Origin of the sequence: Maricaulis sp. (assembly GCF_017643475.1) — a bacterium.
Classification (GTDB): Bacteria; Pseudomonadota; Alphaproteobacteria; order Caulobacterales; family Maricaulaceae; genus Maricaulis.
This window is the reverse complement of sequence record NZ_JAEPNI010000001.1, coordinates 1,342,375-1,366,712: the sequence shown is the minus strand read 5'-3', so window position 1 is coordinate 1,366,712 and position 24,338 is coordinate 1,342,375. Positions and strand designations below refer to the sequence as shown.

General features: G+C 60.7%; 27 protein-coding genes. 13 read left to right on the top strand and 14 right to left on the bottom strand.

Annotation, left to right across the window (positions count from 1 at the left end; translation table 11 throughout):
• Positions 1-52: 52 nt before the first annotated feature.
• Genes fliE through flgB form a run of 3 tightly spaced genes read right to left on the bottom strand, consistent with a single transcriptional unit; the run spans position 53 to position 1,267 of the window.
• Positions 53-370 (bottom strand): flagellar hook-basal body complex protein FliE, encoded by a 318-nt coding sequence (gene fliE, locus JJ889_RS06605; protein WP_291892816.1) that lies wholly within the window; start codon positions 368-370, stop codon positions 53-55.
• 33 nt (positions 371-403) lie between these two features.
• On the bottom strand, positions 404-817 hold the full coding sequence (flgC, locus tag JJ889_RS06600; protein WP_291892813.1) for a flagellar basal body rod protein FlgC: 414 nt from the start codon (positions 815-817) through the stop codon (positions 404-406).
• An 18-nt stretch (positions 818-835) separates the two neighbouring features.
• Positions 836-1,267, bottom strand: coding sequence for a flagellar basal body rod protein FlgB (flgB, locus tag JJ889_RS06595; RefSeq protein ID WP_291892810.1), 432 nt, complete (start codon positions 1,265-1,267; stop codon positions 836-838).
• 129 nt (positions 1,268-1,396) lie between these two features.
• Here flgB and JJ889_RS06590 point away from each other — a divergent pair, with 129 nt between their 5' ends.
• The 3 genes from JJ889_RS06590 to JJ889_RS06580 are packed head-to-tail and all read left to right on the top strand — an operon-like array spanning position 1,397 to position 2,856.
• Positions 1,397-1,702 carry a flagellar biosynthetic protein FliO gene (locus JJ889_RS06590; protein WP_291892807.1) on the top strand — a complete coding sequence of 102 codons (306 nt, stop codon included), beginning with the start codon at positions 1,397-1,399 and terminating at the stop codon, positions 1,700-1,702.
• Entirely contained in the window at positions 1,702-2,457 is a 756-nt protein-coding gene (gene fliP, locus JJ889_RS06585) for a flagellar type III secretion system pore protein FliP (protein ID WP_291892804.1), read from the top strand. The genes JJ889_RS06590 and fliP overlap by 1 nt, the downstream gene beginning before the upstream one ends.
• Positions 2,458-2,484: 27 nt before the next feature.
• On the top strand, positions 2,485-2,856 hold the full coding sequence (locus JJ889_RS06580) for a hypothetical protein (protein WP_291892803.1): 372 nt from the start codon (positions 2,485-2,487) through the stop codon (positions 2,854-2,856).
• A 111-nt stretch (positions 2,857-2,967) separates the two neighbouring features.
• Here the strand turns inward: JJ889_RS06580 and JJ889_RS06575 are convergent, their stop codons facing one another.
• From JJ889_RS06575 to JJ889_RS06550, 6 genes are all read right to left on the bottom strand, one after another.
• Entirely contained in the window at positions 2,968-3,294 is a 327-nt protein-coding gene (locus tag JJ889_RS06575; RefSeq protein ID WP_291892800.1) for a hypothetical protein, read from the bottom strand.
• A gap of 70 nt (positions 3,295-3,364) precedes the next feature.
• Positions 3,365-6,754 (bottom strand): hypothetical protein, encoded by a 3,390-nt coding sequence (locus JJ889_RS06570; RefSeq protein WP_291892797.1) that lies wholly within the window; start codon positions 6,752-6,754, stop codon positions 3,365-3,367.
• Positions 6,738-7,451 (bottom strand): hypothetical protein, encoded by a 714-nt coding sequence (locus JJ889_RS06565; protein WP_291892794.1) that lies wholly within the window; start codon positions 7,449-7,451, stop codon positions 6,738-6,740. Before JJ889_RS06565 ends, JJ889_RS06570 begins: the two co-directional genes overlap by 17 nt.
• 4 nt (positions 7,452-7,455) lie before the next feature.
• Positions 7,456-7,845: a DUF6468 domain-containing protein gene (locus tag JJ889_RS06560; protein ID WP_291892792.1), complete on the bottom strand. Its 390-nt coding sequence runs from the start codon at positions 7,843-7,845 to the stop codon at positions 7,456-7,458.
• A complete protein-coding gene (gene fliM / locus JJ889_RS06555; protein ID WP_366940061.1) occupies positions 7,842-8,876 on the bottom strand; it encodes a flagellar motor switch protein FliM in 1,035 nt (344 codons plus the stop codon). Before fliM ends, JJ889_RS06560 begins: the two co-directional genes overlap by 4 nt.
• 113 nt (positions 8,877-8,989) lie before the next feature.
• The gene (locus tag JJ889_RS06550; protein ID WP_291892785.1) at positions 8,990-9,550 is read right to left on the bottom strand and encodes a flagellar basal body-associated FliL family protein; all 561 of its coding nucleotides are present in this window, start codon (positions 9,548-9,550) and stop codon (positions 8,990-8,992) included.
• 255 nt (positions 9,551-9,805) lie between these two features.
• Here JJ889_RS06550 and JJ889_RS06545 point away from each other — a divergent pair, with 255 nt between their 5' ends.
• The 6 genes from JJ889_RS06545 (at position 9,806) to JJ889_RS06520 (ending at position 15,131) form a co-directional block, all read left to right on the top strand.
• The gene (locus JJ889_RS06545) at positions 9,806-10,552 is read left to right on the top strand and encodes a flagellar hook-basal body complex protein (RefSeq protein ID WP_291892782.1); all 747 of its coding nucleotides are present in this window, start codon (positions 9,806-9,808) and stop codon (positions 10,550-10,552) included.
• A 15-nt stretch (positions 10,553-10,567) separates the two neighbouring features.
• On the top strand, positions 10,568-11,353 hold the full coding sequence (gene flgG, locus JJ889_RS06540; RefSeq protein ID WP_291892779.1) for a flagellar basal-body rod protein FlgG: 786 nt from the start codon (positions 10,568-10,570) through the stop codon (positions 11,351-11,353).
• Between the two features lie 12 nt (positions 11,354-11,365).
• The gene (gene flgA / locus JJ889_RS06535; RefSeq protein ID WP_291892776.1) at positions 11,366-12,295 is read left to right on the top strand and encodes a flagellar basal body P-ring formation chaperone FlgA; all 930 of its coding nucleotides are present in this window, start codon (positions 11,366-11,368) and stop codon (positions 12,293-12,295) included.
• Between the two features lie 17 nt (positions 12,296-12,312).
• Positions 12,313-13,056, top strand: coding sequence for a flagellar basal body L-ring protein FlgH (gene flgH, locus JJ889_RS06530; RefSeq protein WP_291892773.1), 744 nt, complete (start codon positions 12,313-12,315; stop codon positions 13,054-13,056).
• Positions 13,057-13,171: 115 nt separating this feature from the next.
• Complete coding sequence (locus tag JJ889_RS06525; protein ID WP_291892770.1) at positions 13,172-14,098, top strand: sulfite exporter TauE/SafE family protein; 927 nt, start codon at positions 13,172-13,174, stop codon at positions 14,096-14,098.
• An 85-nt stretch (positions 14,099-14,183) separates the two neighbouring features.
• Positions 14,184-15,131 (top strand): hypothetical protein, encoded by a 948-nt coding sequence (locus JJ889_RS06520; RefSeq protein WP_291892768.1) that lies wholly within the window; start codon positions 14,184-14,186, stop codon positions 15,129-15,131.
• Here the strand turns inward: JJ889_RS06520 and dksA are convergent, their stop codons facing one another.
• Complete coding sequence (gene dksA, locus JJ889_RS06515; protein WP_291892766.1) at positions 15,132-15,560, bottom strand: RNA polymerase-binding protein DksA; 429 nt, start codon at positions 15,558-15,560, stop codon at positions 15,132-15,134.
• 167 nt (positions 15,561-15,727) lie between these two features.
• Positions 15,728-16,138 carry a flagellar assembly protein FliX gene (locus JJ889_RS06510; RefSeq protein WP_291892763.1) on the bottom strand — a complete coding sequence of 137 codons (411 nt, stop codon included), beginning with the start codon at positions 16,136-16,138 and terminating at the stop codon, positions 15,728-15,730.
• 249 nt (positions 16,139-16,387) lie between these two features.
• On the opposite strand from JJ889_RS06510, the gene JJ889_RS06505 reads away from it, so the two are divergent.
• The 3 genes from JJ889_RS06505 to JJ889_RS06495 are packed head-to-tail and all read left to right on the top strand — an operon-like array spanning position 16,388 to position 18,284.
• A complete protein-coding gene (locus tag JJ889_RS06505) occupies positions 16,388-17,503 on the top strand; it encodes a flagellar basal body P-ring protein FlgI (protein WP_291892761.1) in 1,116 nt (371 codons plus the stop codon).
• Complete coding sequence (locus JJ889_RS06500; RefSeq protein WP_291892758.1) at positions 17,503-17,838, top strand: rod-binding protein; 336 nt, start codon at positions 17,503-17,505, stop codon at positions 17,836-17,838. Before JJ889_RS06505 ends, JJ889_RS06500 begins: the two co-directional genes overlap by 1 nt.
• Positions 17,835-18,284: a flagellar basal-body protein FlbY gene (locus JJ889_RS06495; RefSeq protein ID WP_291892756.1), complete on the top strand. Its 450-nt coding sequence runs from the start codon at positions 17,835-17,837 to the stop codon at positions 18,282-18,284. Before JJ889_RS06500 ends, JJ889_RS06495 begins: the two co-directional genes overlap by 4 nt.
• Positions 18,285-18,334: 50 nt before the next feature.
• On the opposite strand, the gene JJ889_RS06490 is transcribed toward JJ889_RS06495, so the two are convergent.
• A complete protein-coding gene (locus JJ889_RS06490) occupies positions 18,335-21,094 on the bottom strand; it encodes a hypothetical protein (protein WP_291892753.1) in 2,760 nt (919 codons plus the stop codon).
• Between the two features lie 81 nt (positions 21,095-21,175).
• The gene (locus JJ889_RS06485) at positions 21,176-21,961 is read right to left on the bottom strand and encodes a hypothetical protein (protein ID WP_291892751.1); all 786 of its coding nucleotides are present in this window, start codon (positions 21,959-21,961) and stop codon (positions 21,176-21,178) included.
• A 161-nt stretch (positions 21,962-22,122) separates the two neighbouring features.
• On the opposite strand from JJ889_RS06485, the gene pseB reads away from it, so the two are divergent.
• Positions 22,123-23,157 carry a UDP-N-acetylglucosamine 4,6-dehydratase (inverting) gene (gene pseB, locus JJ889_RS06480; RefSeq protein ID WP_366940060.1) on the top strand — a complete coding sequence of 345 codons (1,035 nt, stop codon included), beginning with the start codon at positions 22,123-22,125 and terminating at the stop codon, positions 23,155-23,157.
• Here pseB and pseC read toward each other — a convergent pair.
• Positions 23,154-24,320 (bottom strand): UDP-4-amino-4,6-dideoxy-N-acetyl-beta-L-altrosamine transaminase, encoded by a 1,167-nt coding sequence (gene pseC / locus JJ889_RS06475; protein WP_291892745.1) that lies wholly within the window; start codon positions 24,318-24,320, stop codon positions 23,154-23,156. The genes pseB and pseC overlap by 4 nt on opposite strands.
• Positions 24,321-24,338: the final 18 nt, after the last annotated feature.

Genomic DNA, 24,338 nt, shown 5'->3' with positions numbered 1-24,338 from the left:
AGAAAAACAGCCGCTCGATCGAGCGGCCGTCCAAACGTCTGACTTCACGCCGTTAAATCGGCATGCGGAGAATTTCCTGATAGGCTTTGACCACCTGGTCCCGCACCGCAACGACGGTTTCCAGCGTGACTTCGGCAGCAGACACAGCCGTTACGACATCCACCAAATCCGCCTGACCAACGACGGAGGCGGCTGAGGCTTGCTCGGCGCCCTGAATGGTGCCCTGGGCCTGGGAGATAGAGTCCATGACCAGCCCGGTAAAGTCGACATTGTCGCTTCCACTTGCAGCGGCCGAACCGCTGCTCATCGCGTCCTGCGCCGCGCGCATGGTCTGCTGATAGGCCTGGAGGCCTGAAGGATCAATGGCCATGAGTTTCTACTCCCTGGGGGCCAGCGCCAGCGTTTAGCGGCGCAGAAGGTCCAGCGTACGCTCGAGCATGCGCCGGTGATTTTCGATCATGTTGAGGTTGGCTTCATAGCTGCGCATCGCTTCGCGCATGTCCGCCATCTCGATGAAAGTGTTGACATTGGAATACATGACATAACCATCTGCATTCGCGGCCGGGTGGTCCGGCTCGTGACGCAGGGTGAACTCTGAATTGTCGTGCACAGCGTCCGTCATGCGGACCATGCTCATTCCGGTGGCGCGGTCCAGCTCGGCCTCGAAAACCGGGAGCTGGCGGCGATAAGGTTCCCCGCCCGCTTCACGCGACGTAGAATTCACATTCGCAATATTTTCCGAAATGATGCGCATGCGCGCGGACTGGGCTCGCATGCCCATCGCGGAAACCATCATCGAATCGCGAGGATCAGCCATGGCTTATCCCTTTCCCGCCTATGTCGGTGTCCGGATCGCGGTCCGGATCAGGCCGAGGCTTTTCTGATAGAGGCTGAGGGCGGATTCGTAACGCATGCGCGTTTCATTCGCCTTGACCATCTGTTCTTCCAGGACAACGGAATTGCCGTTGATCGTCGTTTCACTGTCCGGAGTATCCTGGGTCGACCAGGTCCGCGCAGACGTGTCCACAGGAGCGGTTCCGGACATGTGACCATCGCGCGTGGTGCGCAGACGCATGCCGTTGGCGCTGCGGCGCTGGCTCATCACTTCGCTGACGGTGCGCTCGAATTCGGCGCGGTCGAGGTCCTGAGCGACAAAACCCGGCGTATTCGCATTGGCGACATTGTTGGCAATGACGCGCTGGCGTTCCGAGCTGAAGTTCATTTCCTGTCGAAGGAGTGCCAAGAGGGGCACATCATCGGGCCGCATGAGCGAATCCCCTTAATAACCTGTGACTAGGCTGCGCCCGCACGGTTAACGAGGGTTTAACCGGCGCACCGCAAAAGACGGATATCCCATGACTCAGCAGGCGATTTGCCGGTTTCGGTGACGGTTACGATGGATATGACGCAATACTTCCTCGCACTCGTTGTGCTGGCCGGCTTGCTGGGGGCATTCGGCCTCCTGGCCATGGCGATACAGAGGGGCTGGATTTTCAACCAGTTGACCGGTCTGACCCGCATGGTCGCCATCGATGACCGGCGCCTCAAAGTACGCGAGAGCTTGATCATCGACCCGCGTCGGCGCCTGGTCATTCTCCAGGCCGATGACGAGGAACACATCGTGCTTCTGGGCGTGGAAAGCGAGACCGTCATCAAATCCCAGCCGGCCAAGCCGGTCCCCAGCCGTGCGGAGATGCCGTGATGCGCAAAGGCTTCTGGCTTACTTTTGCTCTCTTCGTTATCGGCCTGATGATGCTCCTGGGCGCCGGCGGCGCCGAAGCGCAGAGCGTGACCATCGACACCGGTTCTGAAGGCGAGCTGACCGAGCGCGTGCTGCAACTGATCGCGTTGATCACAGTGCTGTCGCTGGCGCCGTCGATCGTCATCATGACGACGAGTTTCGTGCGGATTGTCGTGGTCCTGTCGCTGCTGCGAACCGGCCTTGGCCTGCAGCAAAGCCCGCCCAATGCGGTTCTGGTCAGCCTGTCACTCTTCCTGACCGCCTTCATCATGGCACCGGTCTTTACCGAGTCCTACAATGAGGGCATCGAGCCGCTGTTGAACGACCAGATCGAGCTGACGGAAAGTTTCGAACGCACGTCAGCGCCGCTGAAGACCTTCATGCTCAGCCATGTACGCGAGGATGATCTCGAGTTGTTCATCAATATGTCCCAGGACCCGATCCCGGCCACGCCGGAAGAGACCTCTTTCTGGGTCGTCACGCCTGCCTTCATGATCTCCGAACTGCGCCGCGCCTTCGAGATCGGCTTCCTGCTCTTCATCCCCTTCCTGATCATCGACCTCGTGGTCGCCTCGATCCTGATGTCGATGGGCATGATGATGCTGCCACCGGTCGTCATCTCCCTGCCCTTCAAGCTGATTTTCTTCGTGCTTGTGGATGGCTGGAGACTGGTGACCGGCTCGCTGGTGCAGAGTTTCGGGACATTACCGGGGTAGATTGGTACTTTCGTTGAAAGATGAGCGATGACTGACCAAGCAAGTGACCAATTAAGACCGCACTCGATTAGGTTCGAAATTGGATTGGCGACCGTCTGGTTACCCGTGTTCTTCTGCTTCATGCCAATCTTTGTAGGCTTTCCACCAGATCTAATTCCCTATTTCTGCTTATCTGCGCTGGCCTACACGGTGTTTCGCGTTTCAGCTCTTCGTCTTCAGCCTCTCATGGGAGAGAATATTCGCTGCTGGAAGCTGGCGCCGCTGATGACGATTGCCGGTGTTGCCTCAAGCGTAGCTGTTTACGCAGTTGGAACTGTGTTCGGTTGGCAAGCCGAACTCGTCTATTTTGGCATTGCCTTTATGACAACTTGGTCGATCGTCTCCCAACTCATCTTCTAACTTTTTCGACGCGCAAACCTGAGTGCTCAGCTGACGCAGCGGGGCGCAGACCAGGCCCCCAACAGCTCCCGGAATACGCCAGCTTCGCGGTCGCGCCACGAGACGGGATTCCTATTTGTTCGACGGGAAAGGCTCGCTGACCGTCGCGTCACGCGACGTCTCAGCCCTCGCTGCACGTGTGCTCTTGGCGACCCAATAGAAGACGCCGCCAAGAAACCAAACGATCTGAATCGAGAAATAGACCTGTCTGACGTCGTGCCGATACTCATCCACCAACATCAACTCAAGACCGAATGCTCCGCACCAAAGCGCGCCGGAAATGACAAGGCCCCAGCGCATGATCCGCAACAGATCACGTTTCAACGCAGGGCGCGAAACAGATATCAAAATGAAGTACGCAAGAAGGCTCGCGATACCGAGACCAATAATCCAGATCATCACTCAGCTTAAGCATGTGCCACTGGCATTTTCAACTTCAACACCTGAGCCGGCAATCCCAGCCCGCGCTCTAAGCCCCGCCGCCATCAAATCGCCGACGGAAGGGCTCCATGAAGGCGTCCAGCGTGTCGATACCGGCGATCTGGCCAGCCAAGTCGTTGAAGCGGACATTGCCGGCAGGCAGCGAGTTGTCCGTCAGCAGCTCGAAGGCCGCAGCCTGGTCGGTCAGGTCCATGGCCGCACCATAACGCTCACCCAGACGCGCAGAGCTGTCACGGTCCTCGGAGAGCGAATAGGCAATGGCAGCGCGCATGAGATCATTCTGTTCAGACGGGGTCAGCGGCGCTGCGTCCTGGTAGCGGTCAGCGAGGATGCGCTCGAGACGGCGGCCCGTGGCCGGCCAGTCGCGGTTTTCCCAGGCGATGTCGGCACGCAGCCGAATGGCTTCGGGGCTGGTATCGCCGGCAATCAGTTCCAGCGCGGTATCCGCGCGTCCCAGCTCTGACAGCGCGCGCGCTTCCAGAAGGTAACGCTCATTGACCAGCTGACGCGGCAGACCGGCGACCCGGGAGCCCTGGATCGTGCGCATCGCGTCTTCATAACGATGGTCCATCAGGTAGACGACGGCCAGATCGGTGGCGACACGCGCACGGGCGAGCGGTTCGCGCAGACGATTGTCGACCTGGTGCTGCAGCAATTCCGAGGCCGGGTCCAGCAGGTCAAAGGCGATCAGCCGGTCGGCAAGGCGGCGGATCATGCGATCACCATCCGTACCAATCGGCGCGAGGTGCTGGTATTGATAGAACAGCGCGACGGCCTCGACCGGGTCCATGCGATCCGCCTCACCGTCCAGGAAGAGACGGCGGAAGGTCGAATTCATGTCGTCGAAGATCCGGCGACCGGCTTCATTGTCTTCGAAACGGGTCTGGCCGCGCGCCATCACCTCCAGACCCAGACCAAACTCGCCGGCCGAGACATACAGCTCGCCCAGCGTGCGGATCGTGTCGGATTCAATGCTGTCCCCGCGCCAGCGGAAACGCAGGTTTTCCAGCTCATCAATCGCCTGTTCGCGCGTGATCTGCTCGGCCGCCAGACGGGCCCGGGTCAGTTCATAGATGGCGCGGGCTTCCATGGGCGGATTGCCCGATTGCGCCAGCACTTCGAGCTGCTCGATCGCGCTGTCGAGGTTGCCGCGCGCCTCATCCAGACGGGCCGCGACATAGGCAGCGTCCAGCTGGGTCTGCTCGTCCGGTTCACCGGCCTCGATGGCGTACAGATGCTGTTCCGCCGCTGCGAAGTCACCCAGTTCCAGCGTCGCGCGGGCAAGGGCAGCCTCGTAACGCGCCTGCCAGACCGGCGGGTAGAAATAGGCGGCATCCGCGCCAGCGCCGAGACGACGCCGCGCATCTTCCCAGCGCTCCTGCTCGACCGCGATCAGGCCACGCCACATGTCTGTCGCCGGATCAGCCACAAGCCCGGCATTGGACAGATAGGCCTCGGCATCATCCAGACGGTGCAGCATGTAACTGGCAACCCCGCGCATGGCACGGATGTGATGGTCGGCACCCAGCTCGGGTTCATTGCTGACAGCCAGGTTGAGCATGCCAAGCGTTTCGGGGGCCAGGTTGTTGGCCAACAGAAAGCGCGCCAGGGTAATATGCCCGTCCGGCCCGTTTTCCATGGCTGCACGCCGCAGGCGGTCAGCCCACTCATCAGCGAAATAGCCCTCGCCACGCCAGTTATCGAAATCCATCAGCGCCGGAGACGCGATATTGGCGAGAACGGAGCTACCACCCTGCGAGCGACTGCCGTCGCTCGATGGCGTCAGGTCAAGCCCTTCGGGGCGCCCGATAATGGCGCCGGCCCCGTTGATCGAGATCAACAGATCCTCTGCCAGCGCCTCTACCGCAGCACCTTGTGCTGAAGGCAGCAGAGCTCCGCCAACAAAGGCGCGACGGGACGCCAGCCCCTGGACCGGGCCATCCGCTGTTATCACACCGAGGCGATCGCCCACGACTGGATCATCGACCCATCTCACCGCGCTCGGAGCCGTCAGACCAACGAGAATCCGCCCCAGACGTCCACGACGGGCATCGCGGCGGACATTGACCGGGCGCGGCGGGGAATCAATACGCTCAGAGAAAACAACCGCCCACTCATCGCCCTCCAGGCGGGCCTCTGCCTGGGTTGTCTCGGGAACCTCCAGGCGAGCAGCGACAAAATCCTCACCGCGCACAATCTGATAGCCCTGGACATGACGGCGATCGCGGTGCCCGAGCTCGTTCAGGTCGAGATCGGCGGCGGCGTCAAAGACGATCCAGATAGCGCGACCGCGACGGAAGACCGACGCGCCCACCGGACCGGCCCAGGCAAATTCGGTGCGCAGGTCACCATTGAACTCCGTAACAGCGACATGCACCACACCGTCTTCAGGCACGGGATCGCGATCGGGTTCAAGGGGCGCATCCGGCAGTTCGGTGACATCTTCCAACCCGTCTTCGGCAAAGCTGTCGAAACGGTCCTCGGCAAGCGCGGTCTCACCGGCATAGCTTTCGGGGGCTGGCTCGAAGCCGGAATCATCCGCCTCCTGCTGCTGGTTTTCCGGGATCAGCTCTGCCAGCTGGGCCAGCAAGGCCTGGGTGTTGTCAGCGTCCGGATCGACCATATCGATAGAAACCCGACCATCCTCGCTCCAGGCGCCGGCACGGATGCCCTCTTCCATGACCAGGCGCAGCACCCATTCATCGCCTTCCCGACGCCCTGAGGCATTGCGAAGAAAACGCGGCGGGGACCCAGCCAGCCGGGCCAGATCAATTTCGGCCGGACGCGAGAATCGCACTTCGGCAACATTGTCATTCTGGCGGATTGCGTAATCGACCATTTCCGGCCAGATCAGTTCAACCCGGGTGTATTCCGTCGCCTGACCGACCCGCAGTTCGACCGGCAGCGGCGGAACCGGTGGTGGGCCTTCCGGCTCGGCATTGGCCTCTTCCAGCGCCAGTCGCTCGGCTTCAACGGCCGCATCGATCTCGGCCTGCTCGCGCGGCGAGATGATACCGGCGGGCGCTGCAGCACCACGCGGCACGATATCGATGGCGATATGATCATAGCTTGCAGAGGTATGGGTATCCGCCTGGCCGTTAAGCGCGATACGCAATGTTCGACCATCCGGATCGAGTCTCGCGCGCGCGGCGACACTGCCAAGTTCGTCAACCAAATCAGCGACATCGGCGGAAATTGGCTCGCTGAGCGCGGCGATCAGAACCGTGTGTTCGATGTCGACATCAGCCGTCGGAAGGCTGTCCTGATAGCTGTCGGGATAGTCCAGAATCAGACGCACATTGGCACCCGCCCGCTCGACACGGATGTCGGCGGGCGCCTGGGCCAGAGCCGGTGTGCTGAGGACGAGTGCCAGCGCGGCTCCGTAGAGTAGACGATTGTGTCTAATTCTCTTCGGCAAGCCGGGCCTCCAGCTCATCCAGGGTTTCCGGCAGATCTCCGCGGCTCGCCATCAACTGGGTCAGGGTCGCCGCCTCGTTCGGCTGCATTTCAGCCAGGATAGGGGCGAATTTTCGCTCGGACATCTGCGAGGCAATCTGCAGCTGGACCTGGGGGTCAAGCGCGGAAAAACGTGTAGCTGCCCCGCCCGCATCGTTATCGGCCATCGAACTGTACCAGTTGATGATGCGGGTCATGTCCTGCTCTTCCATGTCATCGAGCTGGCCGAACAGCACATTGATCTCGTTGCGCAGGTTCTCCAGCTCGGCAATACGGTCATCAACGCGCTGTTCCATCGCGAGCATCATGGCCTCGCGGGTATCCAGCTCCGCTTCGCGGGTATCGAGTTCATCGCGACGATCGCGGAGCGCCCGGAGTACATCCTCTTCCTCGCCGCTGCGCACGCGATTGGCGAGGCGCTGCTGGAAGGCAGAATTGACGTCGGGAACCTCCGCCAGCGGCTGTTCCGGTTCAGCGTATTCATCGTCGGCCTGGTCATCATCCTGACCAGCCTCTTCCGCAGGCGGCGCGGCCTCCATCGCCACGGCTTCAGCTGTGAAGAAGTCGATGGCGTTGTTGGTGACCGAGATCGCTTTCAGACCGAACAGACCGCCGGCCAGAATTGCGATGATTGAGAAGAGGCGGATCGGCTGAGCCATGATCTTACCTTACATCCTTGAGATCATTGAGAACCGAGGAACCCGCGCCCTGCGGGAAAATGTCCGCGGCTCGCTTGCGTGCCGGGCGACGTGTCATGCTGTCCGCCGATCGGTCGGCCTTGCCCGTCATCAGGCGAAGCTCGTCGGACAGGGCTCGTGCGTCCTGGACGCGCCGCTCGAGAATGTCACCATTCTCGCGGGTGGCACGCTCCAGCGCCGCAAGCGCAGCACGTGCACGATCTGTCGCATCATTGAGCTGAACGACTGACTCACGCACACCATCCTGGCCCGTCTTGAGCGCATTCAGACGGCGATCTACGCGCCAGCACATGATGACAGCCAGCAGCAGCAAACCTGCGACGACACCTTCGAATACCAGTCCAGCCAGGGTCATGAGAACCTCATCATTGCGCGCTTGGCCCCCGGCGAGAGCGGTCCGCTCAGACGCAGGGCAACATTATGTCCGATACGACCCATACGGCCGCGGGTCAGGGGTACGGAACCGCAACGCAGTTCCACTTCACTCATCGGTGACGCATCCAGGAAGAGCGTGTCACCGACCTTGAGATCGGCAACGGTTCCCAGCGAAACCTTCTGTTCGTCGAGGACAGCGTGCACTTCCATCTTGGTAGACCACAGCTCGGTTGCCAGGTGACCTTCCCAGATATTGTCGCGTCCAAATTTCTCACCCATAAACTGCTGCAGCAGCATTTTACGAATGGGTTCCAGCGTGGCGTAGGGCAGCATCAGCTCGATGCGTCCGCCGCGGTCTTCCATGTCGATGCGCAGTTTGACCAGAATGGCCGCATTGGCCGGGCGGGCGATCGCCGCAAAACGCGGGTTCGTTTCAACACGCTCGAGATCGAAATCCACCTCGGTCAGCGGCTGGAATGCCGCCTTCGCGTCTTCCAGGACCACTTCGATCATGCGCTGCACCAGCATGCGCTCGATCGTTGTGTAGGGACGCCCCTCGATGCGCATCGCCGACGTGCCCCGGCGACCGCCGAGCAGAACATCCACGATGGAATAGATCAGGTTGGAGTCGACCGTCAGCAGACCGTAATTGTCCAGCTGCTGCGCACGGAACACTGCTAGGATCGCCGGCAGCGGGATCGAGTTGAGGTAGTCTCCGAAACGAATGGAAGAGATATTGTCGAGGGAGACCTCGACATTGTCCGAGGTGAAATTGCGCAGCGAGGTCGTCATCAAACGCACGAGGCGATCAAAGACGATCTCGAGCATCGGCAGGCGCTCGTAGGAGACCAGTGCCGAATTGATAATAGCCCTGATACCGGACTTGTCCGCCCCGTCATCATCAGACAGGGAGAAGCCCAGAAGGCTGTCAATTTCATCCTGGTTGAGGATGCGCTCGGGGCCACCGCCGACGGTCGGGAGGTCCTGTTCGTCCTCCTCGGCGCCAACCATGGCTTCCCATTCGGACGCAAGATCAAGGTCATCGCCGTCTTCGGCCATGGCCTCCCATTCTGCGGCCAGGGCATCCTGGTCCATTGGATCGTCTTCAGACATTCTCGCTTGCCTTAATCAACAATCATAAATTCTTGAATCCACACGGCGTCGACCTGTGCAGGTTCGATGGCAAGATTCACTCTCCGGAGCAATTCCAGTCGTACACGATGCATGCCGGCAGAGCCGTAGAGATCGTCCTCGCGCAGCTCGCGCAGGAAGACGATGAACTGGTCCATGATCGGGTCGACATGCTCTTCAAGGATTGGCCCCAGATCGTCGCGAGACGATTCAAAGGTCAGCTTGAACTGGACAATGACCGGACGGCCATCCACAGCACGAATATTCGTGGTGATGGTCTCTTCCGTGCCGTCGCCGTCACGCAGGTCGTAATAATATACTTCGTCGGAATGATGCGCGTCGGCGCTCTCATAGCCGCCTTCTTCGCCATGCTCGCCTTCGGCGACAGCGTGTTCGTCGTCACCACCGGACAGCAGAAAAAAGGCAGCAGCAGCGCCCAGCAGCAGGATCACTCCGCCCAGGCCGCCAAACAGCACAATCTTTGGAAGGCCTTTCTTCTTGCCCTCCTCGCCCTCAGCGCCTTCTTCCTCGATATCGTCGTTTTCGTCCGACATTGCGAACTCCGTCTAGGGAATCATCTGAAGTTATTAACGGCCAGAGTCGTTAACCTTCCGTAGCTTTTGCGCGCAGAGGGGAAAATTCTGCCCAGCACAGGCACCATTGGTTCCGGCAACACTTTCCGCCCCACGCAGACCTGTCCCGCTTAACCCTTGTTTTCCTTGGGCGTTAACCTTGGCACGCCCTGTGCAGCATGGTCAGCAACCGCCACAGATGATGGTGGACGTGTCATCCAGAATGGAGACCACCCGATGGACAACGCACTGATGATCGGCCTGACGCGCCAGATGACCCTTCGACGGTCTATGGATGTTGTGGCCAACAATATTGCCAACGCGAACACGACCGGCTTCAAGGTCGAAACGCTGCTGCTGGAAAACAGTCCGGCGCGCACCGCGGAACATTCCGACGGCCCATCCGAGCTCCAATACGTCAATACGTGGGGCATGGGCCGCGATTTCAGCCAGGGCGAGCTGGAACTCACCAACCGCACCTATGACTTCGCCATCGAAGGCGACGGCTTCTTCGGCCTGGAGACCAATAACGGCACCGAATACACACGGGATGGCCGTTTCAATGTCGACAATATCGGTCAGCTGGTCAGCGCGGACGGCTCCCCCGTCCTCGATGCAGACACCCGCGCCCCGATCATTCTCAATCCGAATGCCGAGAACATCCGCGTCATGGATGGCGGCGCTGTCGTCGAGGACGGCGTCCAGGTTGGCCGGATCGGTGTGTTTGACATCGTCAATCGTGGCAACCTGTCCAAGGAAGGCAATGGCCGCTACTCGCTCGAACTGGCACCGGAGGAAGCTGAGCCGCTGGCCATGTTCGATGCGGTTGTCCACCAGGGCTATGTGGAGGGATCCAACGTCTCCTCCGTCGTCGAGCTGACGGACATGATGCAGATCATGCGCAGCTACGCCTCGGTGTCGAAATTCTTGAAAGATGCAGAAGACCTGAACCGTCGCGCCATCGAGCGCCTCGGCAAGGCATAAGGAAGGAGCCCTATCATGCGCGCACTCTCTACCGCCGCGACGGGCATGGAAGCCCAACAGCTCAACGTCGAGGTCATCTCGAACAACCTGGCCAACATGAACACTACGGGGTTCAAGCGCCAGCGAGCCGAATTCCAGGACCTTCTCTACCAGAACGTCCAGTCCATGGGCGTGGACAGCTCGGACGCCGGCACCATCGTCCCGACCGGCGTCCAGGTCGGCCTAGGTGTCGACACCTCCTCTATCTACCGCATTACCGAACAGGGTTCGCTGAACAATACCGGGAATGACTACGATCTCGCCATCTCCGGCCAGGGCTATTTCCGGGTCCAGATGCCGGATGGCAGCGACGCCTTCACCCGTTCTGGCAGCTTTGCCACGAGCCCGGACGGCCAGCTGGTCACCGCTCAGGGTTATGTTGTCGCTCCGGGCATCGCCATCCCGAACGGCGTTCGCGACATCAACATCAATCCCCAGGGCCAGGTCCAGGTCCTGATCGATGGTCAGACCGCGCCGCAAACGGTTGGCCAGCTGGAACTCTCCAGCTTCCTCAACAGCGCTGGCCTCGAAGCGATCGGCAATAATCTCTTCCTGGAAAGCGCTGCATCCGGCGCAGCAACGACCGGCACGCCTGGCTCACCGGGCTTTGGCGAAATCAACCAGGGTTTCCTGGAGGGTTCGAACGTCAATTCGGTCGCTGAAATCACGGCCCTCATCTCCGCCCAGCGCGCTTATGAGATGAATGCACGCGTGATCACAGCCGCCGACGAGATGCTCGCCACCTCTTCCAACCTTCGCTAAGGGAGCCGGTAGATGATCCGATCCACCCTCCTCGCACTGACCTGCCTCGCAACGGCCCCGGCCTTTGCCGGCGATACGGTCGTGCTGCGCGAGCGCCTCACCATCGAAGGCGCCCAGGTCACGCTCGGCGATCTGTTCGAAGGCGCAGGCGAAGCCGCTGACACCGTTATTGCCCGCGCTCCGGCACCGGGTCAGCGCACGTCGCTGAACGTTGAGTACATTCGCCGTCTGGCGGCTGAGAATGATCTCGACTGGGCCAATGCTTCCGGCATGCGTCGCGTGACCATCACCCGCGCCAGCCGCGTCATCACCGGTGATGTCCTGTCCGACATCCTGGAAGGCGAGCTGTTCATGAATGAAGGCGTGCGCCACGAAGTCCGCCTCGCCAACACCGCCTTCAGCGTACATGCACCGGTCGACAGTTTTGGCGGACTGGAAGTCCTGTCTGTGAACTTCGACCCGCGCTCGAACATGCTGGCCGCCGAGGTTCGTCCCTATGATGGCGCCGAGACTGTCCGCATCACCGGTCGTGCGTATCAAACGATGGAAGTGCCGGTCCTCGGCCGCCTGGTGTCTGCCGGGGAAGAGATCACCTCGCACGATATCGACTGGATCTCCCTGCGTGCGGACCGGGTGCGCCCGGACGCCGTGCTTGATCCCGAAGCGATCATCGGTCGGGAAAGCCGCCGCGCCCTGCGCGCTGGCGAACCGCTGCGCAGCTATGACCTGCAAATGCCGATTGTGATCAGCCGCGGCGAGACGGTCACGCTGGTCTTTGATGCTCCGGGCATCCAGCTGACGGTTCGCGCCCGCGCCCTTGAAGACGTTGCGGACGGCGAAGTCGCTCGCTTCGTCAATCTCCAGTCCAACCGCACGATTGAAGCCCTGGCGGACGGCGCCGGCCGCGCCCGTGTCGGCTCTTCAGCGCCCGCCAGCTTTTAATCCCGAAGGATCAACCCATGTTCAAGAAACTCGCTATCGTCGCTCTTCTGGGTCTTGGCCTTCAGGCTTGTGCCACTGACCGTATCCGCGAGGTCGGCCAGACGCCGGCCATGACCCCTATCGCCAACCCGAACCATCTGGTTGGTACCGGCGCATCGCAGATCCCCATGCCGGTTCAGAACTATCAACAAAACCAGATGGTCCGCTCCAACAACTCGCTGTGGAATGCCAATTCGCCGACCTTCTTCGGTGATCCGCGTGCCGCGCGTGTTGGTGACATTCTGACGGTCAATATCGACATTGCCGATCGCGCCCAGTTGTCGAACACGACCAGCCGCTCACGCACCTCTGCGGAAGACAGCGACCTGACCCAGTTGTTCGGTATCGACCTGACCGGTTTCTTCAACGACAGTATCGATCAGACCAATCTGGGCAGCTTCGGCTCGACCTCATCGCTGGACGGTGCCGGTTCCGTCAATCGTACCGAGACGGTCTCGCTGACGATTGCAGCCCTGGTCACCCAGGTTCTGCCGAACGGCAATCTGGTCATCGCCGGCCGCCAGGAAGTCCGCGTCAACAACGAGGTACGCGAACTCCTCATCTCCGGCATTGCCCGCCCTGAAGACATTGGTTCGGACAATACGATCAGCCACACGCAGATCGCCGAAGCCCGCATTTCCTATGGCGGCCGCGGACATCTCTCCGATGTTCAACGCCCCTCCTACGGCCAGGAACTCTACAACATCCTGATGCCGTTCTAGGACCGAAATCCCGCCACCATCGGGTATCCACCTGGCCGTCATGGTTCGCCATGACGGCCTTCTTTTTTGTGTGCTTGGTGCTTGCTGAAGCGCGTACCGACACTAACTTGCCGGCATGATCGCGACACTGAAATCCAAGCGGCTTCGACCGATCCAGACCATCACACTGGGCATTCTCGCCCTGTTGCTGCTGGCTTATATCGGTGTTCTCTCCCTGGCCTCGCCCACTCTGGAGACCGCCGGCCAGTTCTGGCCATTCAGCCTGGTCGGAATTGGCGGAGCGCTCGTGGCCAATTCCACGGGTGTGGGTGGCGGCGTCGTGTTTGTGCCGGTATTTGCCCTGATGCGAGAGGCCGGACACCTCGACCTCTCACCGACCGCGGCCGTCGGGATCAGTTTCGCCATCCAGTGTTTCGGCATGACCATTGGCGCCCTGACCTGGGCCAACCGCTTTTACAGACGTGACGTCAAACCGGTCGAGATCGAACATCGCCCGATTGTGCGCAAACTGGTTTTACGCACTCTGCTCACTGGTCTTCCGGCCCTGCTTTTCACGCAATTCGTCATCCGGGTGGATGGCGACCTGGCCTTTCTGATGTTCAAGCTCTTCTCGATCACCCTGGGTGTCTTGCTGCTGGTCCAGGTGTTCGTCCTGCGCCAGCCGCACAGTGATCGTGAAAACCTTGCAGAATTCGACCAACAAGCGGCGCTGGCGATTGGAGCGGTGGGAGGCATGGCGACCGCCCTCTTCTCCGTCGGGATCGGCGAGTTGCTAGCACTGACCCTATTCCTGCGGCGCTATCCGGTCGATGTCAGCGTCGCCAGCGCGGTCATCGTCTCCGCAATCACTGTCTGGGTCGGTGTGATCTTCCACCTGCAGGCCGAACATCTGGACTGGCGAGTACTGGTCTTTGCCGCGCCAGCGGTTGCGGTCGGCGGATTCCTCGCTCGTCGCCTGGCACATGCACTGGGGGCCACCCGGCTGAAGATCATGACGGCCTTCTGGATCATCGGGTCCAGCTCCGTTCTGCTGGCGATCTAGCCACAGCAGTCTGTCAGATCAGTAATGTTACTTGTCAGCCCCCGACAGGTTAGCTGTAACGCGCGGCACACTCGGGAAAGACACCATGATCGTTTTGCTCGCAGGCATGGCGCTGGTCGCTGCTGCGCAGACCCAGCCCGCCGCACCAGCTATTCTTCAACAGGCCGCCCACTACCAGATCATTGCTCTGGGTGAGCGTCATGGCGTTCCTGCGATGGAAGAGTTCATCGAGGCGCTGGTCAGCGATGATGAATTTGGTGAGCAGTTTGATGTTCTCATCCTGGAAAACGCGAGCGCCGCCCACCAAAACCTCATCGACCGCAATGTGAGCGGGGACGACATCCCGGAAGATGCGCTTGCTCCGGTCTGGCGTGACGCAGTCAATTCACTGCTGGCTGGCGGAGACAATACCCACTACGCACGCCTGCTCGCGGCAGTTCGGGAGAATAATCGAGATGATGTTTCACCTGTGCGGGTCATTGCCTGCGATCCTGCGATCGACTGGGCGAACATGGACAGCGCGCCCGCGTTCTGGGCAGCAATGAGCAGCCGGAACGCTTTCTGCGTCGACCAGATCCGGAGCCGCGCTCTTGATACCGGCGACACGGCTCTGCTGCTGCGCGGGCGTTCCCACCTGACGCATACCCGGGGCAATGGCGATGAGGCGGCTCTGGGATACCAGCTCGACCAGTCACACCCGGGCGCGAGCTATATCATTCACCTGCTGACTGATACCGCGCCGGCCCTTCAGGCCCTGACACGGCCTAGCATGGACCCGATGACTGTAGAGACAGCTGGCGAGGATAGTGCGGACCGTCGCAGCCAGTTCGGTGGCGACGCGACCTATCAGGAAACGATCGACGCCTTCCTGTTGCTGGGCCCGGCAGATGAAATGAACGCCGCCGTATCGGCCGGCTTTTCCGACCCGGAATACTGGACAGAACTCGAGCGTCGAGCGCAACTGATTTACAACGCGAGCTATCGTGAATTGGCGGAACAGTTCGGAAACCCGCTCCCGCCGACAACGGACTGATCAGTCGTCCCGGTGGACGCGTTCCTTGCGCTCGTGGCGTTCCTGCGCCTCGAGGCTGAGCGTGGCAACCGGACGGGCGTCGAGGCGGGCCAAGGCGATAGGCTCACCGGTTTCCTCGCAATAGCCGTACTCGCCTTCTTCGATACGGCGAATGGCACTGTCGATCTTGGAGATCAGCTTGCGCTGACGATCACGGGCACGCAGTTCCAGAGAACGGTCCGTCTCGGTAGACGCGCGATCCGCCAGATCCGGCAACGCGCCCATGTCTGCCTGAAGCGCGGAGATGGTAGATTTACTCTCACGCAGGATTTCGTCCTTCCAGGCTTCCAGCTTGAGCCGGAAATACTCCTGCTGCCGTTCATTCATAAACGGCTCGTCGTCGGACGGCATGTAGCCCTTGGGCAACTCGATACGATTTTCGTCGCTCATGACGCTTTCTTCTCACTTCAAGCGGACAAGCCGCACTCCCCGAAAGCGGAGCGGAGAATATTCACCCGGAAGCCTGAGTCAACGCGCAGTAGCTGTTGAGCTGGACAAACCGTTAAAATCCAACGCGTTTTTCACAAAAAAGTAAGCATGGCAGGCCTGCCAAAGCGCTAGCTGAACTTGGCCAGTTCCACCGCTGCGCGAGTCTCGACTTCATTGAGCGCTGCTTCCAGCTGCGCGTCATTGGTATCGTCGCGGCGTGTCTGGAGCAGTTTCATCAGCGCTTCCAGCTTGGCACGCGGGAGCCCCCCTTCCAGGAGGGCCAGCTTCAGCTCATCAAGAACGTCCAGCATGTCGAAGGCACGCTCAGTCGCACGCTTGCGGGCCTCGGTAAAATCGCCGACGGACTGCAAAGCCAGAATGGCGTCAACGGACTGGATAGAAGACGCAGCCTGGGTATTCACTGCAGCCTGAGTCTGGGTCTGGGCATCCACGGAAAAACTCTGCCCGCCAGCCTTCCTGGCAGACTTGGATTTGGTCGATGAGATCGATCCGGTCGAGCTTGTTCCCGAGATTTTCATGGCAGAATCACATCCTGTGGCTACCTGTTAAGGCATGAACCTGCGCCGTTAACAGAAACTTAAGCCTACGCTATCGCTGGGAAAATTCTACCCGGCCGCATGCGCACCCGGCCATTTTTTCCCCTGCAAACCCCGGCAATTCAATTCCTATCATATTGTTTTTAATCGGCATTTTTTATTCGCACTGAAACGGCGTTTGGCACACCATTCGCAACGGGGTTTCCAGAACCAAAGTTCGGAGACCGCAAAATGCGCATCATCGCCCTCGCCTTCGCCGCCCTCATGCTTGTCACGCCGGCCCATGCCTCGTCACGGATCAAGGATATGGTCGATGTCGAAGATGTTCGGGAAAACCATCTTGTGGGTTATGGCCTTGTAGTTGGCCTGGACGGCACCGGCGACAGCCTGCGCAATTCCAGTTTCACCAACCAGTCCCTGAACGCGATGCTGGAACAGTTCAACGTCAACACGCGCGACGCCAATCTGAATACGCGCAATGTTGCCGCGGTTATGGTCACGGCCAGCCTGCCGGCGTTTTCCTCGCAGGGCACCCGCATAGACGTCACAGTCTCCGCCATTGGTGATGCCTCCAGCCTGCAAGGTGGCACCCTGGTCGCCACGCCGCTGTTTGACAGCCACGGGCGCACCTGGGCCGTTGCCCAGGGTACGATGACCGTCGGCGGCTTTTCTGCTGGTGGCGACGGCGCGACCATCACCCGCGGTGTTCCCACCTCCGGTCGGATCGCCAATGGCGCCCTGGTCGAGAACCCGTTTGCCGGCTCCGGCATTGACCCATGGGCCGATATCGCCAACCGCGCATCCCTGCGCCTCTCCCTGCGCAATCCGGACTTCACCACCGCGCGCCGCATGGCCGATGCCATCAACGCCTATATGGGTGGAGACGCCGCCCGCGCAGTTGATCCGAGCACGGTCGAGCTGACACGTCCGGCCAGCTTCAACGGCGACATGATCGACCTGCTGGCCGAAGTCGAGCAGCTGCGCGTCGAGGCCGATATGCCGGCCCGCGTCATCATCGATGAAAACACCGGCACCATCGTCATGGGCGAAAATGTTCGCGTGTCCATGGTCGCCATCGCCCAGGGCAATCTGACCATCACCGTGTCCGAGAGCCCGGTCGCCAGCCAGCCGGCGCCCTTCTCAGAAGGCGAGACGGCGATCCTGCCGCGCACGGATGTGACGGTTGAGGAAGACGCCATGCAGCTGGGCGTGCTGGATGATACGGTTTCCCTGCGCGAACTGGTCGACGGTCTCAACGCGCTGGGCGTCACCCCGCGCGACATGATCACGATCCTGCAGGCCATCAAGGCCGCAGGCGCCCTGCAAGCCGATATCGAGGTGCTGTAATGGACGAGCTCCTCAACCTTCAGATGGCCAATGCGGTTGGAGCGGCACGCTCCAATACCCAGGCGCCAAACATCGGGGGTGCGCGCAGCGAAGCGGAAGCGCGTGCGGTCGCCGAAGATTTCGAGAGCTTCTTCCTGTCCCAGATGGTGTCAGCGATGTTCGCGAATGTCGGCGAGGAAAATCCGTTTGGCGGCGGTGCAGGCGAAAAGGCCTTCGCCGGATTGCTGCACGAGGAATACGCCAAGGTCATGGCCCAGTCCGGCGGACTTGGACTGGCGGATCGGCTGACATCAGAAATCCTGCGTTATCAGGAAGCAGGGGGAGAACAAGCATGACGGAACTGGCAGCTGCGAATGGTGCCGAACGGGCGCAGGCCCTGCTCAAGCTGACACAGCGTTTGACGGATTTGATCCGCCAGGAAACATCGCTGTTTCAGGAGCGTCGTCCGCAGGATGCCCTGCACCTGCAGGACGAGAAATCGAAACTGGCCAACATCTATCGGGTGGAGGTGTCTCGGGCACGCCAGGAGCCGCAGCGATTTGCCGGTGCCAGCGCGCCGGTCAAGGACGCCCTGCGCAAGGCAACGGAAATGTTCCACAAGGCCCTCGCGGAAAACGGTCATGCCGTGGCTGCGATGAAGACGCTGACCGAAGGCGTGGTCAAGGCCATCGCCGACGAGGCCGCACGTCAGAAATCAGCGGGGGGTGGATATGGCCCTGGCGCCGGCCATCGTGCGGTGGCCCCGGGCGCGATGAACATCGCGCTGAACCAGACCGCCTGATACTGGTTGCATCCCAAGAATAAAGCCCGCTTCGGCGGGCTTTATTGTGTCTAGAAAAAGAGCGCGCCCGTCGCGCCGGAGGGCCCTTGGGCCAGGCGGGACAAACCGGCCTGGTAGTTCGCCAGCTGGGCATTGTAATACGCAGGCACCGTCCCACCGGTCTTGCCGTTCTGGGGACCTTCAAGCAGCGCCTTCAATGCCGGGTCCGTGGTGATATCGCGATAAGCACGCTGGACCTTGGACATGGCCGCCTGCAGCGCATCCATGGCGTCCTCGGACGTATCTTCATCCGCCAGTGACAGGACGTTGGGCAGGTCCAGCGAGAAGAGCGGTGGCGCATCGACCGACTTGTCATCATCGTCATCAAGCAGGGAACCGGTATTGACCACAGCGCCCGGCTCGATGCCCAGCGATTTGAGCAAATCGCGACCGGTCTCGCCGGCGAACAATTCGATCCGGTGATCCTCCGCAGCCTTGATCCGCAGCTGATCGCCCGCACTGCTGCGGCGTACATCCGCTGTGCCATCCAGCACAAGATGCGCGTTAATCTTGAATGTCAGCGACCGCATCGTGTCATCGGCGTCGATGGAGATCTTCTTGCGTCGGCCACCGTCCACGGAAATGTAGAGATGGTCGCCTTCGCGGGCCGCACTCCGGTCGGTAATCACCCGACTGTCGGAATAGGTCAGGGATCCCGAGGGCAGCCCCATGGCGTCCAGCACGCTGTCACCCTGGCTTTGAACAACGATGCCCGTGGACTCTGCGATGCCGCTGCGACCGGAAATTTGGGTCGCCCAGTCCAGCGCACCCGTTGTCGCATCCACCCGCGCGGCAAAAGCGTCGCGGTCACCGTTCAGGGTCGCGCCAGGCAGTGTGCCATCCGTCTTGCCCGCCAGATAGACCTTGCCGTCGCTGACGGTTACCGCATTGGCCATTTCGTCACCCGCTGATCCCACGAAAGTCGTGTAGTTCAAGCTTGGGGTGGCGCCGTCGGTCATCTTGACCAGGAAGGCATCGCGGACACCGCCGGCATGGCCGCTCAGGGGCGCACTCGGCGCGAAACTGGATCCGGCAGATCCTACCACATAGATATCCGTGCCATCGCTGATGATCTGTCCGATCCGGCCATCTTCCAGATCGCCCAGTCTCTGCTCCCAGCTCGCGGCAGACGTACCATCGGCTGCATCATACTTGCGCACGACACCGACACCGTCTTCCTCGCTGGCGACCAGCAGGCTGCCATCATCGGCGATGGCCAGAGAGGCGATCTTGTCCTCCCCAGCCCCGCCAATGCGGCGCGTATATTGGGTTGTTCCATCCGACCCGATGGCGCGGATATATCCATCCGAAGCCCCGCCCAGATGGGTCTGGTCGCCAAAGGTCGATTCGCTGCGACCGGCGACATAAACCGTACCGTCCGCCCCGATCGCCACACTGTCCGCAGTGTCATCATCGCGACTGCCGAAACGCTGCATCCACTGTTCAACGCCATCGCCATTATACTTGGCCACGACCGTGTCCGTACCGCCGATATCGGTTGTGGAGCCAAGACCGCCAGACACCTGGCCTGCGATCACGACATTGCCGTCATCATCAACATTGATGGTCGTACCGGCCGCATCCTCTGATGCGCCCAGCACGCGGCTCCAAAGCTTGTTTCCAAGACTGTCATACTTGGCAAGAACGAGATCCTGCTCACCCTTGATCACCTGGCCATCAACCGTATGGGAGGTTTCGCCCACGACGTAGATGCCCCCGTCCGCAGACGCGGCGCTGGCGTGAATTTCAAGCGGATTGCTTTCGGTCTTGGTCCGGGTCTCGCCGTCCTCGCCACCAACCACATCCACTTCACTCGTTGTCGCGTCAGCTTCCCAGCGCGAGGATGCTCCTACAGTCGGGTCGCCACTGGCCAGATCGGTCAGTTTGACAAACTGGCCGCCTGCCGTGTCATTGAGGCCCGAGGCGCCTGTCAGATAGACGGCCGCCTCGCCGGTCGGAGAACTGAAACTGATCCGCTCGGTCGAGATCCCGCTGACCTTGAAGCCGAAATCATTGCCCTCGACGACGCCGAACTCGTTCTTCTCGCCCAGCTTCACGCGGCTGAACTTGGTCAGCATGCCGGCTGCCTCGAGCTGCGTATTGATGTGCTCGGCGATATTGTCGAGATTTCGGGTCGTCGCGCCCATATCGGCAAGATCGATGGCGATATTGGTCGTCACGCCATTCTTGACCACCGAGATATCAAACTGGACATCGCCGGTCAGACTGGCGACTTCGGCGTCGAAATCCCCGGAATGCACTAATCCCGTCGTGAAGGTCGAGCTACCACGGGAAATCGCGACCTCGCTCTCTATCTTGCGCAGCTCTTCGCCCTTCAGGAGATTGACTTCCGTCAGATCCAGGGACTGGAAATACGTATCCAGCTGACCCATGCCCTCCTGGAAACGGTTTTCCAGAAATGTGCGACGCGACGCATCCGTCTCCGTGTCCTTGGCTTCTTCGGCCAGGGCTGCAAGGCGCTTGAGCCCCTGGTGCAGAGAGAACAGGCTTTTGTGATCAGCGGGGGCGTCGAGCGCGGAAAACTCGCGTGTCGGGTCCTTGAAAAAAACACCCGTCGCCAGGACGCTGCGGCGCATTTCCTCCAACGAGCTGACATCGCCACGCACATCCCAGGGCGTCACCACGTCGGCTGCAGACGATGCGCTGGACCGGCTGGCGCCAGACAGCGATGAACTGGAGGCGAGCGAGCTGGAGAGCTTGGCATTGTACCAGCCCGTCAGCACATTCATGTCCAGTCCGATGATTGACATCAACGCAGTCCTTTTGGTTCTGCTGCCCAATGTGGCGCATGAACACAAACAAAGCGTTGAGAAATGAGGTTAATGCGGCACTCAAACCGCAATGCGCAGCGCCTCGATCGCACTCTCGATATCGGCTGCCTGCAACGGAACCACGGGATTTACCTCGCCAGCATGCTCCACCGGTCGCTGGAGGTCCGGGCGACGCAGGCAAAGCGCCGCAAGTTCAGCGGCGGACACCGCTGCAGCGCCCTCGCCCAGTTCGTCGAAAATCGCCCGCGCGAACCGGATGCCATCCGCACTGGAAACCCGCCAGTCCAGCGCTTCGAGCGCTCCGCCGGGGCCCCGCAGATTGGCTTTCTGCAAATAGGCATGCTGACGCATCCACAAGGTTGGATCCGCGCGTTCCTCGTCGGACGAGGCAACATCATGCGCCTTGTGCAGCAATACGGCCGGAATAACCTCGACCTCAAGACCGCGCGGATAGCCGGTCGGCATCGCATTGGTTGCGAAATCCGCCCGGGAATCATGCATGAGCTCAAGCACGCGGCCAGCAAGCTGGGCGTCGACAAAGGCCGCCTCGGCACCGACCCGGACAACCGTGTCGACGTGATAATCCTTGGCCGCATGGGAGAGATTGGCCAGGGCATCACCTGCAGGGCCAACCGAAAGACAATGCCCGGCCCGTAGAACCTCCAGCGCCAGCGAGGTTTCTAATTCCGTTTCCGGTATCGAGCAAATCACGCTATCGACACCCGGGATGGATGCACAACGATCGAGAACGCGGTTCAGGACGGTTCGCCCGCCCAGATCAGCCAACACCGGTGAGGTGTCAGTTTGAAAATCGGTTTGAGCCTGAACGATCACAGCTGTGGTCATGGAACTTCCTCCCGCGCCCCGACGACGCTTGCCCAGGCTTTAGGATCGCGGGCCCAGCCTAACGACCCGTTAACCCAACGGGAGCAGCGTCGATACCGATTAACGAATCGCGGAACCAAACCATGTCTGACATCACGCCCCCCATGGACGCCCTGAACTCGATGGCCTTTAACCGGACTTTCCGCGAACCGCGCATGGACCTGAATGGCAAGGTGATCCTGGTCACCGGCGGCACCGGCTCTTTCGGCAAGCAACTCGCTGAAACCATTTGCCGGGAATACAAGCCCCGCAAGCTGATCATCTTCTCACGCGATGAGCTCAAACAGTCCGAAATGGCTCAGGAATTTTCACCCAGTGACTATCCGTTCCTGCGTTACTTCATTGGCGATGTGAGAGATGAAAGCCGCCTCGACATGGCTATGCGCGACGTCGACATCGTCATCCATGCGGCCGCTCTGAAACACGTACCGATCGCCGAATACAACCCGTTCGAATGCATCAAGACCAATGTGATCGGTGCCGAGAATGTTGTTCGCGCTGCTATCCGGCGTGGGGTGCGTCATGTCTGTGGACTGTCCACGGACAAGGCCGCCAGCCCGATCAATCTCTATGGCGCGTCCAAACTGGCAGCGGATAAAATATTCACCGCCGCTCAGCATATGGGCGGGGAAGGCGGACCGATTTTCTCCGTGGTCCGCTACGGCAATGTCGTGGGGTCGCGGGGCTCTGTCATTCCGCTGTTCCGCAAGCTGATCGATGAAGGTGCCGACCACCTGCCGATCACCGATGAGCGCATGACACGGTTCTGGATCACGCTCGAACAGGGGGTGAATTTCGTCCTGTCCAGCCTGGCTATGGCCCGCGGAGGCGAGGTCTTCGTCCCGAAGATCCCGTCCATGTCCATGGTGGAACTGGCCAAATCCATGGCGCCGGACCTGCCCATCAAGATCATCGGCATCCGCCCGGGTGAAAAGCTGCACGAGGTGATGATCCCCGAGGATGACGCGCGCACCACAGTGGAACTGGAGGATCGCTATGCCATCCTGCCTGCCCATAATGCACGCATCATGCGACGCTATCTGGCAGAGGGCGGCAAGGAAGTGCCGGAATTCTTCTGTTACGCCTCGCACACCAATCGAGAGCATTTCAGCCCGGAGGAACTTCGCGATTACCTCAACGGGCGCAAGGCAGCCTAGAGCCCCAGCACTTCGCTCAGCGCATTGACGACCCGATCGGTAGCGTCAGCGTCCAGCCCGGCGTAGAGGGGCAGGCTCAATGTGCGCGCATAATAGCGCTCCGCACCGTCCAGAGCCGTCTGGCCATAGCGTTGGCGATAGAAGGGTTGCTTGTAGAGCGGAATGTAGTGGACCTGAGTTCCGATACCGCGCTGGCGCAGCGCATTCATCAGCTCGGCCCGCGTCACCCCCACCGCCTCAAAGTCAATTCTCACCGGGTAGAGATGCAGGCAGGAATCCGTGTCCGGCGTCCTCTGGATCGGCAGAATATGCGGCGCCAGCTCGGCGAGCGCCTCGTCATACCGTTGTGCCAGCGCCTGGCGCGCACGCTTGAACTGATCCAGCCGCTTGATCTGCGACCGGGCCAAGGCCGCCTGGATATCGGTCAAACGATAGTTCCAGCCTAGGGACTGCATCTCGTACCACCAGGGCTCGTCGGCGCCCCGCTCCAGATGTTCTGGTGAACGCTCCATGCCATGACTGCGCAGTCGGGCTATGCGCTCTGCCAGAACCGCATCACGCGTTGTGACCATTCCGCCCTCACCCGCGGCGATCGTCTTGACCGGGTGGAAAGAGAATGTCGCCGCGTCCGAGTGATGACAGGCCCCGACCGGTAGGCCTGCGTGAACTGTCCCGAGTGCGTGACACGCATCCTCGACGACCCGCAATTGCGCGGTTCGAGCGATGCTCGATATCGCAGCCATGTCCACCGCCTGCCCGGCAAGATGCACTGGCAAGACAGCGGCGGCGCGGTCGCCCGCGCGTCCCAGCGCCTCTTCCAGATGCGCTTGGGTCATCAAGCCGGTGTCGGCATCCACATCACAGAACACAACCTCGGCGCCGCAGAAAAGCGCGGCATTCGCTGTTGCGAGGAAGGTAATCGCCGGAACGATGCACACATCCCCCTCGCCGATGCCCAGCCCGGCCAGTGCGAGATGCAAGGCCGTTGTACCGTTGGAACAGGCCAGGGCATGCGGCGCAGCAGTTGCGGACCGAAACGCTGTTTCGAAGTCGCTGACAGCCGGCCCCGTGGTCAGCCAGTCACTCTTCAGCACATCAACCACGGCCTCGATATCGTCCTCGGCGATGGATTGACGACCATAGGGAAGGAAGTTGTCGGACATGCAGCACTCCTTTGCCGG

Bases quoted from the DNA above. Each gene is read 5' to 3' on its own strand.
- JJ889_RS06525 (WP_291892770.1), top strand. From the start codon at position 13,172: ATGATCGCGACACTGAAATCCAAGCGGCTTCGACCGATCCAGACCATC.
- JJ889_RS06510 (WP_291892763.1), bottom strand. From the start codon at position 16,138: ATGAAAATCTCGGGAACAAGCTCGACCGGATCGATCTCATCGACCAAA.
- fliM (WP_366940061.1), bottom strand. From the start codon at position 8,876: ATGGTTGGCGCCGAGGAGGACGAACAGGACCTCCCGACCGTCGGCGGT.
- JJ889_RS06590 (WP_291892807.1), top strand. From the start codon at position 1,397: ATGGATATGACGCAATACTTCCTCGCACTCGTTGTGCTGGCCGGCTTG.
- flgB (WP_291892810.1), bottom strand. From the start codon at position 1,267: ATGCGGCCCGATGATGTGCCCCTCTTGGCACTCCTTCGACAGGAAATG.
- JJ889_RS06545 (WP_291892782.1), top strand. From the start codon at position 9,806: ATGGACAACGCACTGATGATCGGCCTGACGCGCCAGATGACCCTTCGA.
- JJ889_RS06520 (WP_291892768.1), top strand. From the start codon at position 14,184: ATGATCGTTTTGCTCGCAGGCATGGCGCTGGTCGCTGCTGCGCAGACC.
- fliE (WP_291892816.1), bottom strand. From the start codon at position 370: ATGGCCATTGATCCTTCAGGCCTCCAGGCCTATCAGCAGACCATGCGC.
- JJ889_RS06575 (WP_291892800.1), bottom strand. From the start codon at position 3,294: ATGATCTGGATTATTGGTCTCGGTATCGCGAGCCTTCTTGCGTACTTC.
- JJ889_RS06505 (WP_291892761.1), top strand. From the start codon at position 16,388: ATGCGCATCATCGCCCTCGCCTTCGCCGCCCTCATGCTTGTCACGCCG.
- JJ889_RS06490 (WP_291892753.1), bottom strand. From the start codon at position 21,094: ATGTCAATCATCGGACTGGACATGAATGTGCTGACGGGCTGGTACAAT.
- JJ889_RS06485 (WP_291892751.1), bottom strand. From the start codon at position 21,961: ATGACCACAGCTGTGATCGTTCAGGCTCAAACCGATTTTCAAACTGAC.
- flgC (WP_291892813.1), bottom strand. From the start codon at position 817: ATGGCTGATCCTCGCGATTCGATGATGGTTTCCGCGATGGGCATGCGA.
- JJ889_RS06580 (WP_291892803.1), top strand. From the start codon at position 2,485: ATGACTGACCAAGCAAGTGACCAATTAAGACCGCACTCGATTAGGTTC.
- flgA (WP_291892776.1), top strand. From the start codon at position 11,366: ATGATCCGATCCACCCTCCTCGCACTGACCTGCCTCGCAACGGCCCCG.
- JJ889_RS06565 (WP_291892794.1), bottom strand. From the start codon at position 7,451: ATGGCTCAGCCGATCCGCCTCTTCTCAATCATCGCAATTCTGGCCGGC.
- JJ889_RS06560 (WP_291892792.1), bottom strand. From the start codon at position 7,845: ATGACCCTGGCTGGACTGGTATTCGAAGGTGTCGTCGCAGGTTTGCTG.
- pseC (WP_291892745.1), bottom strand. From the start codon at position 24,320: ATGTCCGACAACTTCCTTCCCTATGGTCGTCAATCCATCGCCGAGGAC.
- JJ889_RS06550 (WP_291892785.1), bottom strand. From the start codon at position 9,550: ATGTCGGACGAAAACGACGATATCGAGGAAGAAGGCGCTGAGGGCGAG.
- fliP (WP_291892804.1), top strand. From the start codon at position 1,702: ATGCGCAAAGGCTTCTGGCTTACTTTTGCTCTCTTCGTTATCGGCCTG.
- pseB (WP_366940060.1), top strand. From the start codon at position 22,123: ATGGCCTTTAACCGGACTTTCCGCGAACCGCGCATGGACCTGAATGGC.
- flgH (WP_291892773.1), top strand. From the start codon at position 12,313: ATGTTCAAGAAACTCGCTATCGTCGCTCTTCTGGGTCTTGGCCTTCAG.
- flgG (WP_291892779.1), top strand. From the start codon at position 10,568: ATGCGCGCACTCTCTACCGCCGCGACGGGCATGGAAGCCCAACAGCTC.
- JJ889_RS06500 (WP_291892758.1), top strand. From the start codon at position 17,503: ATGGACGAGCTCCTCAACCTTCAGATGGCCAATGCGGTTGGAGCGGCA.
- dksA (WP_291892766.1), bottom strand. From the start codon at position 15,560: ATGAGCGACGAAAATCGTATCGAGTTGCCCAAGGGCTACATGCCGTCC.
- JJ889_RS06495 (WP_291892756.1), top strand. From the start codon at position 17,835: ATGACGGAACTGGCAGCTGCGAATGGTGCCGAACGGGCGCAGGCCCTG.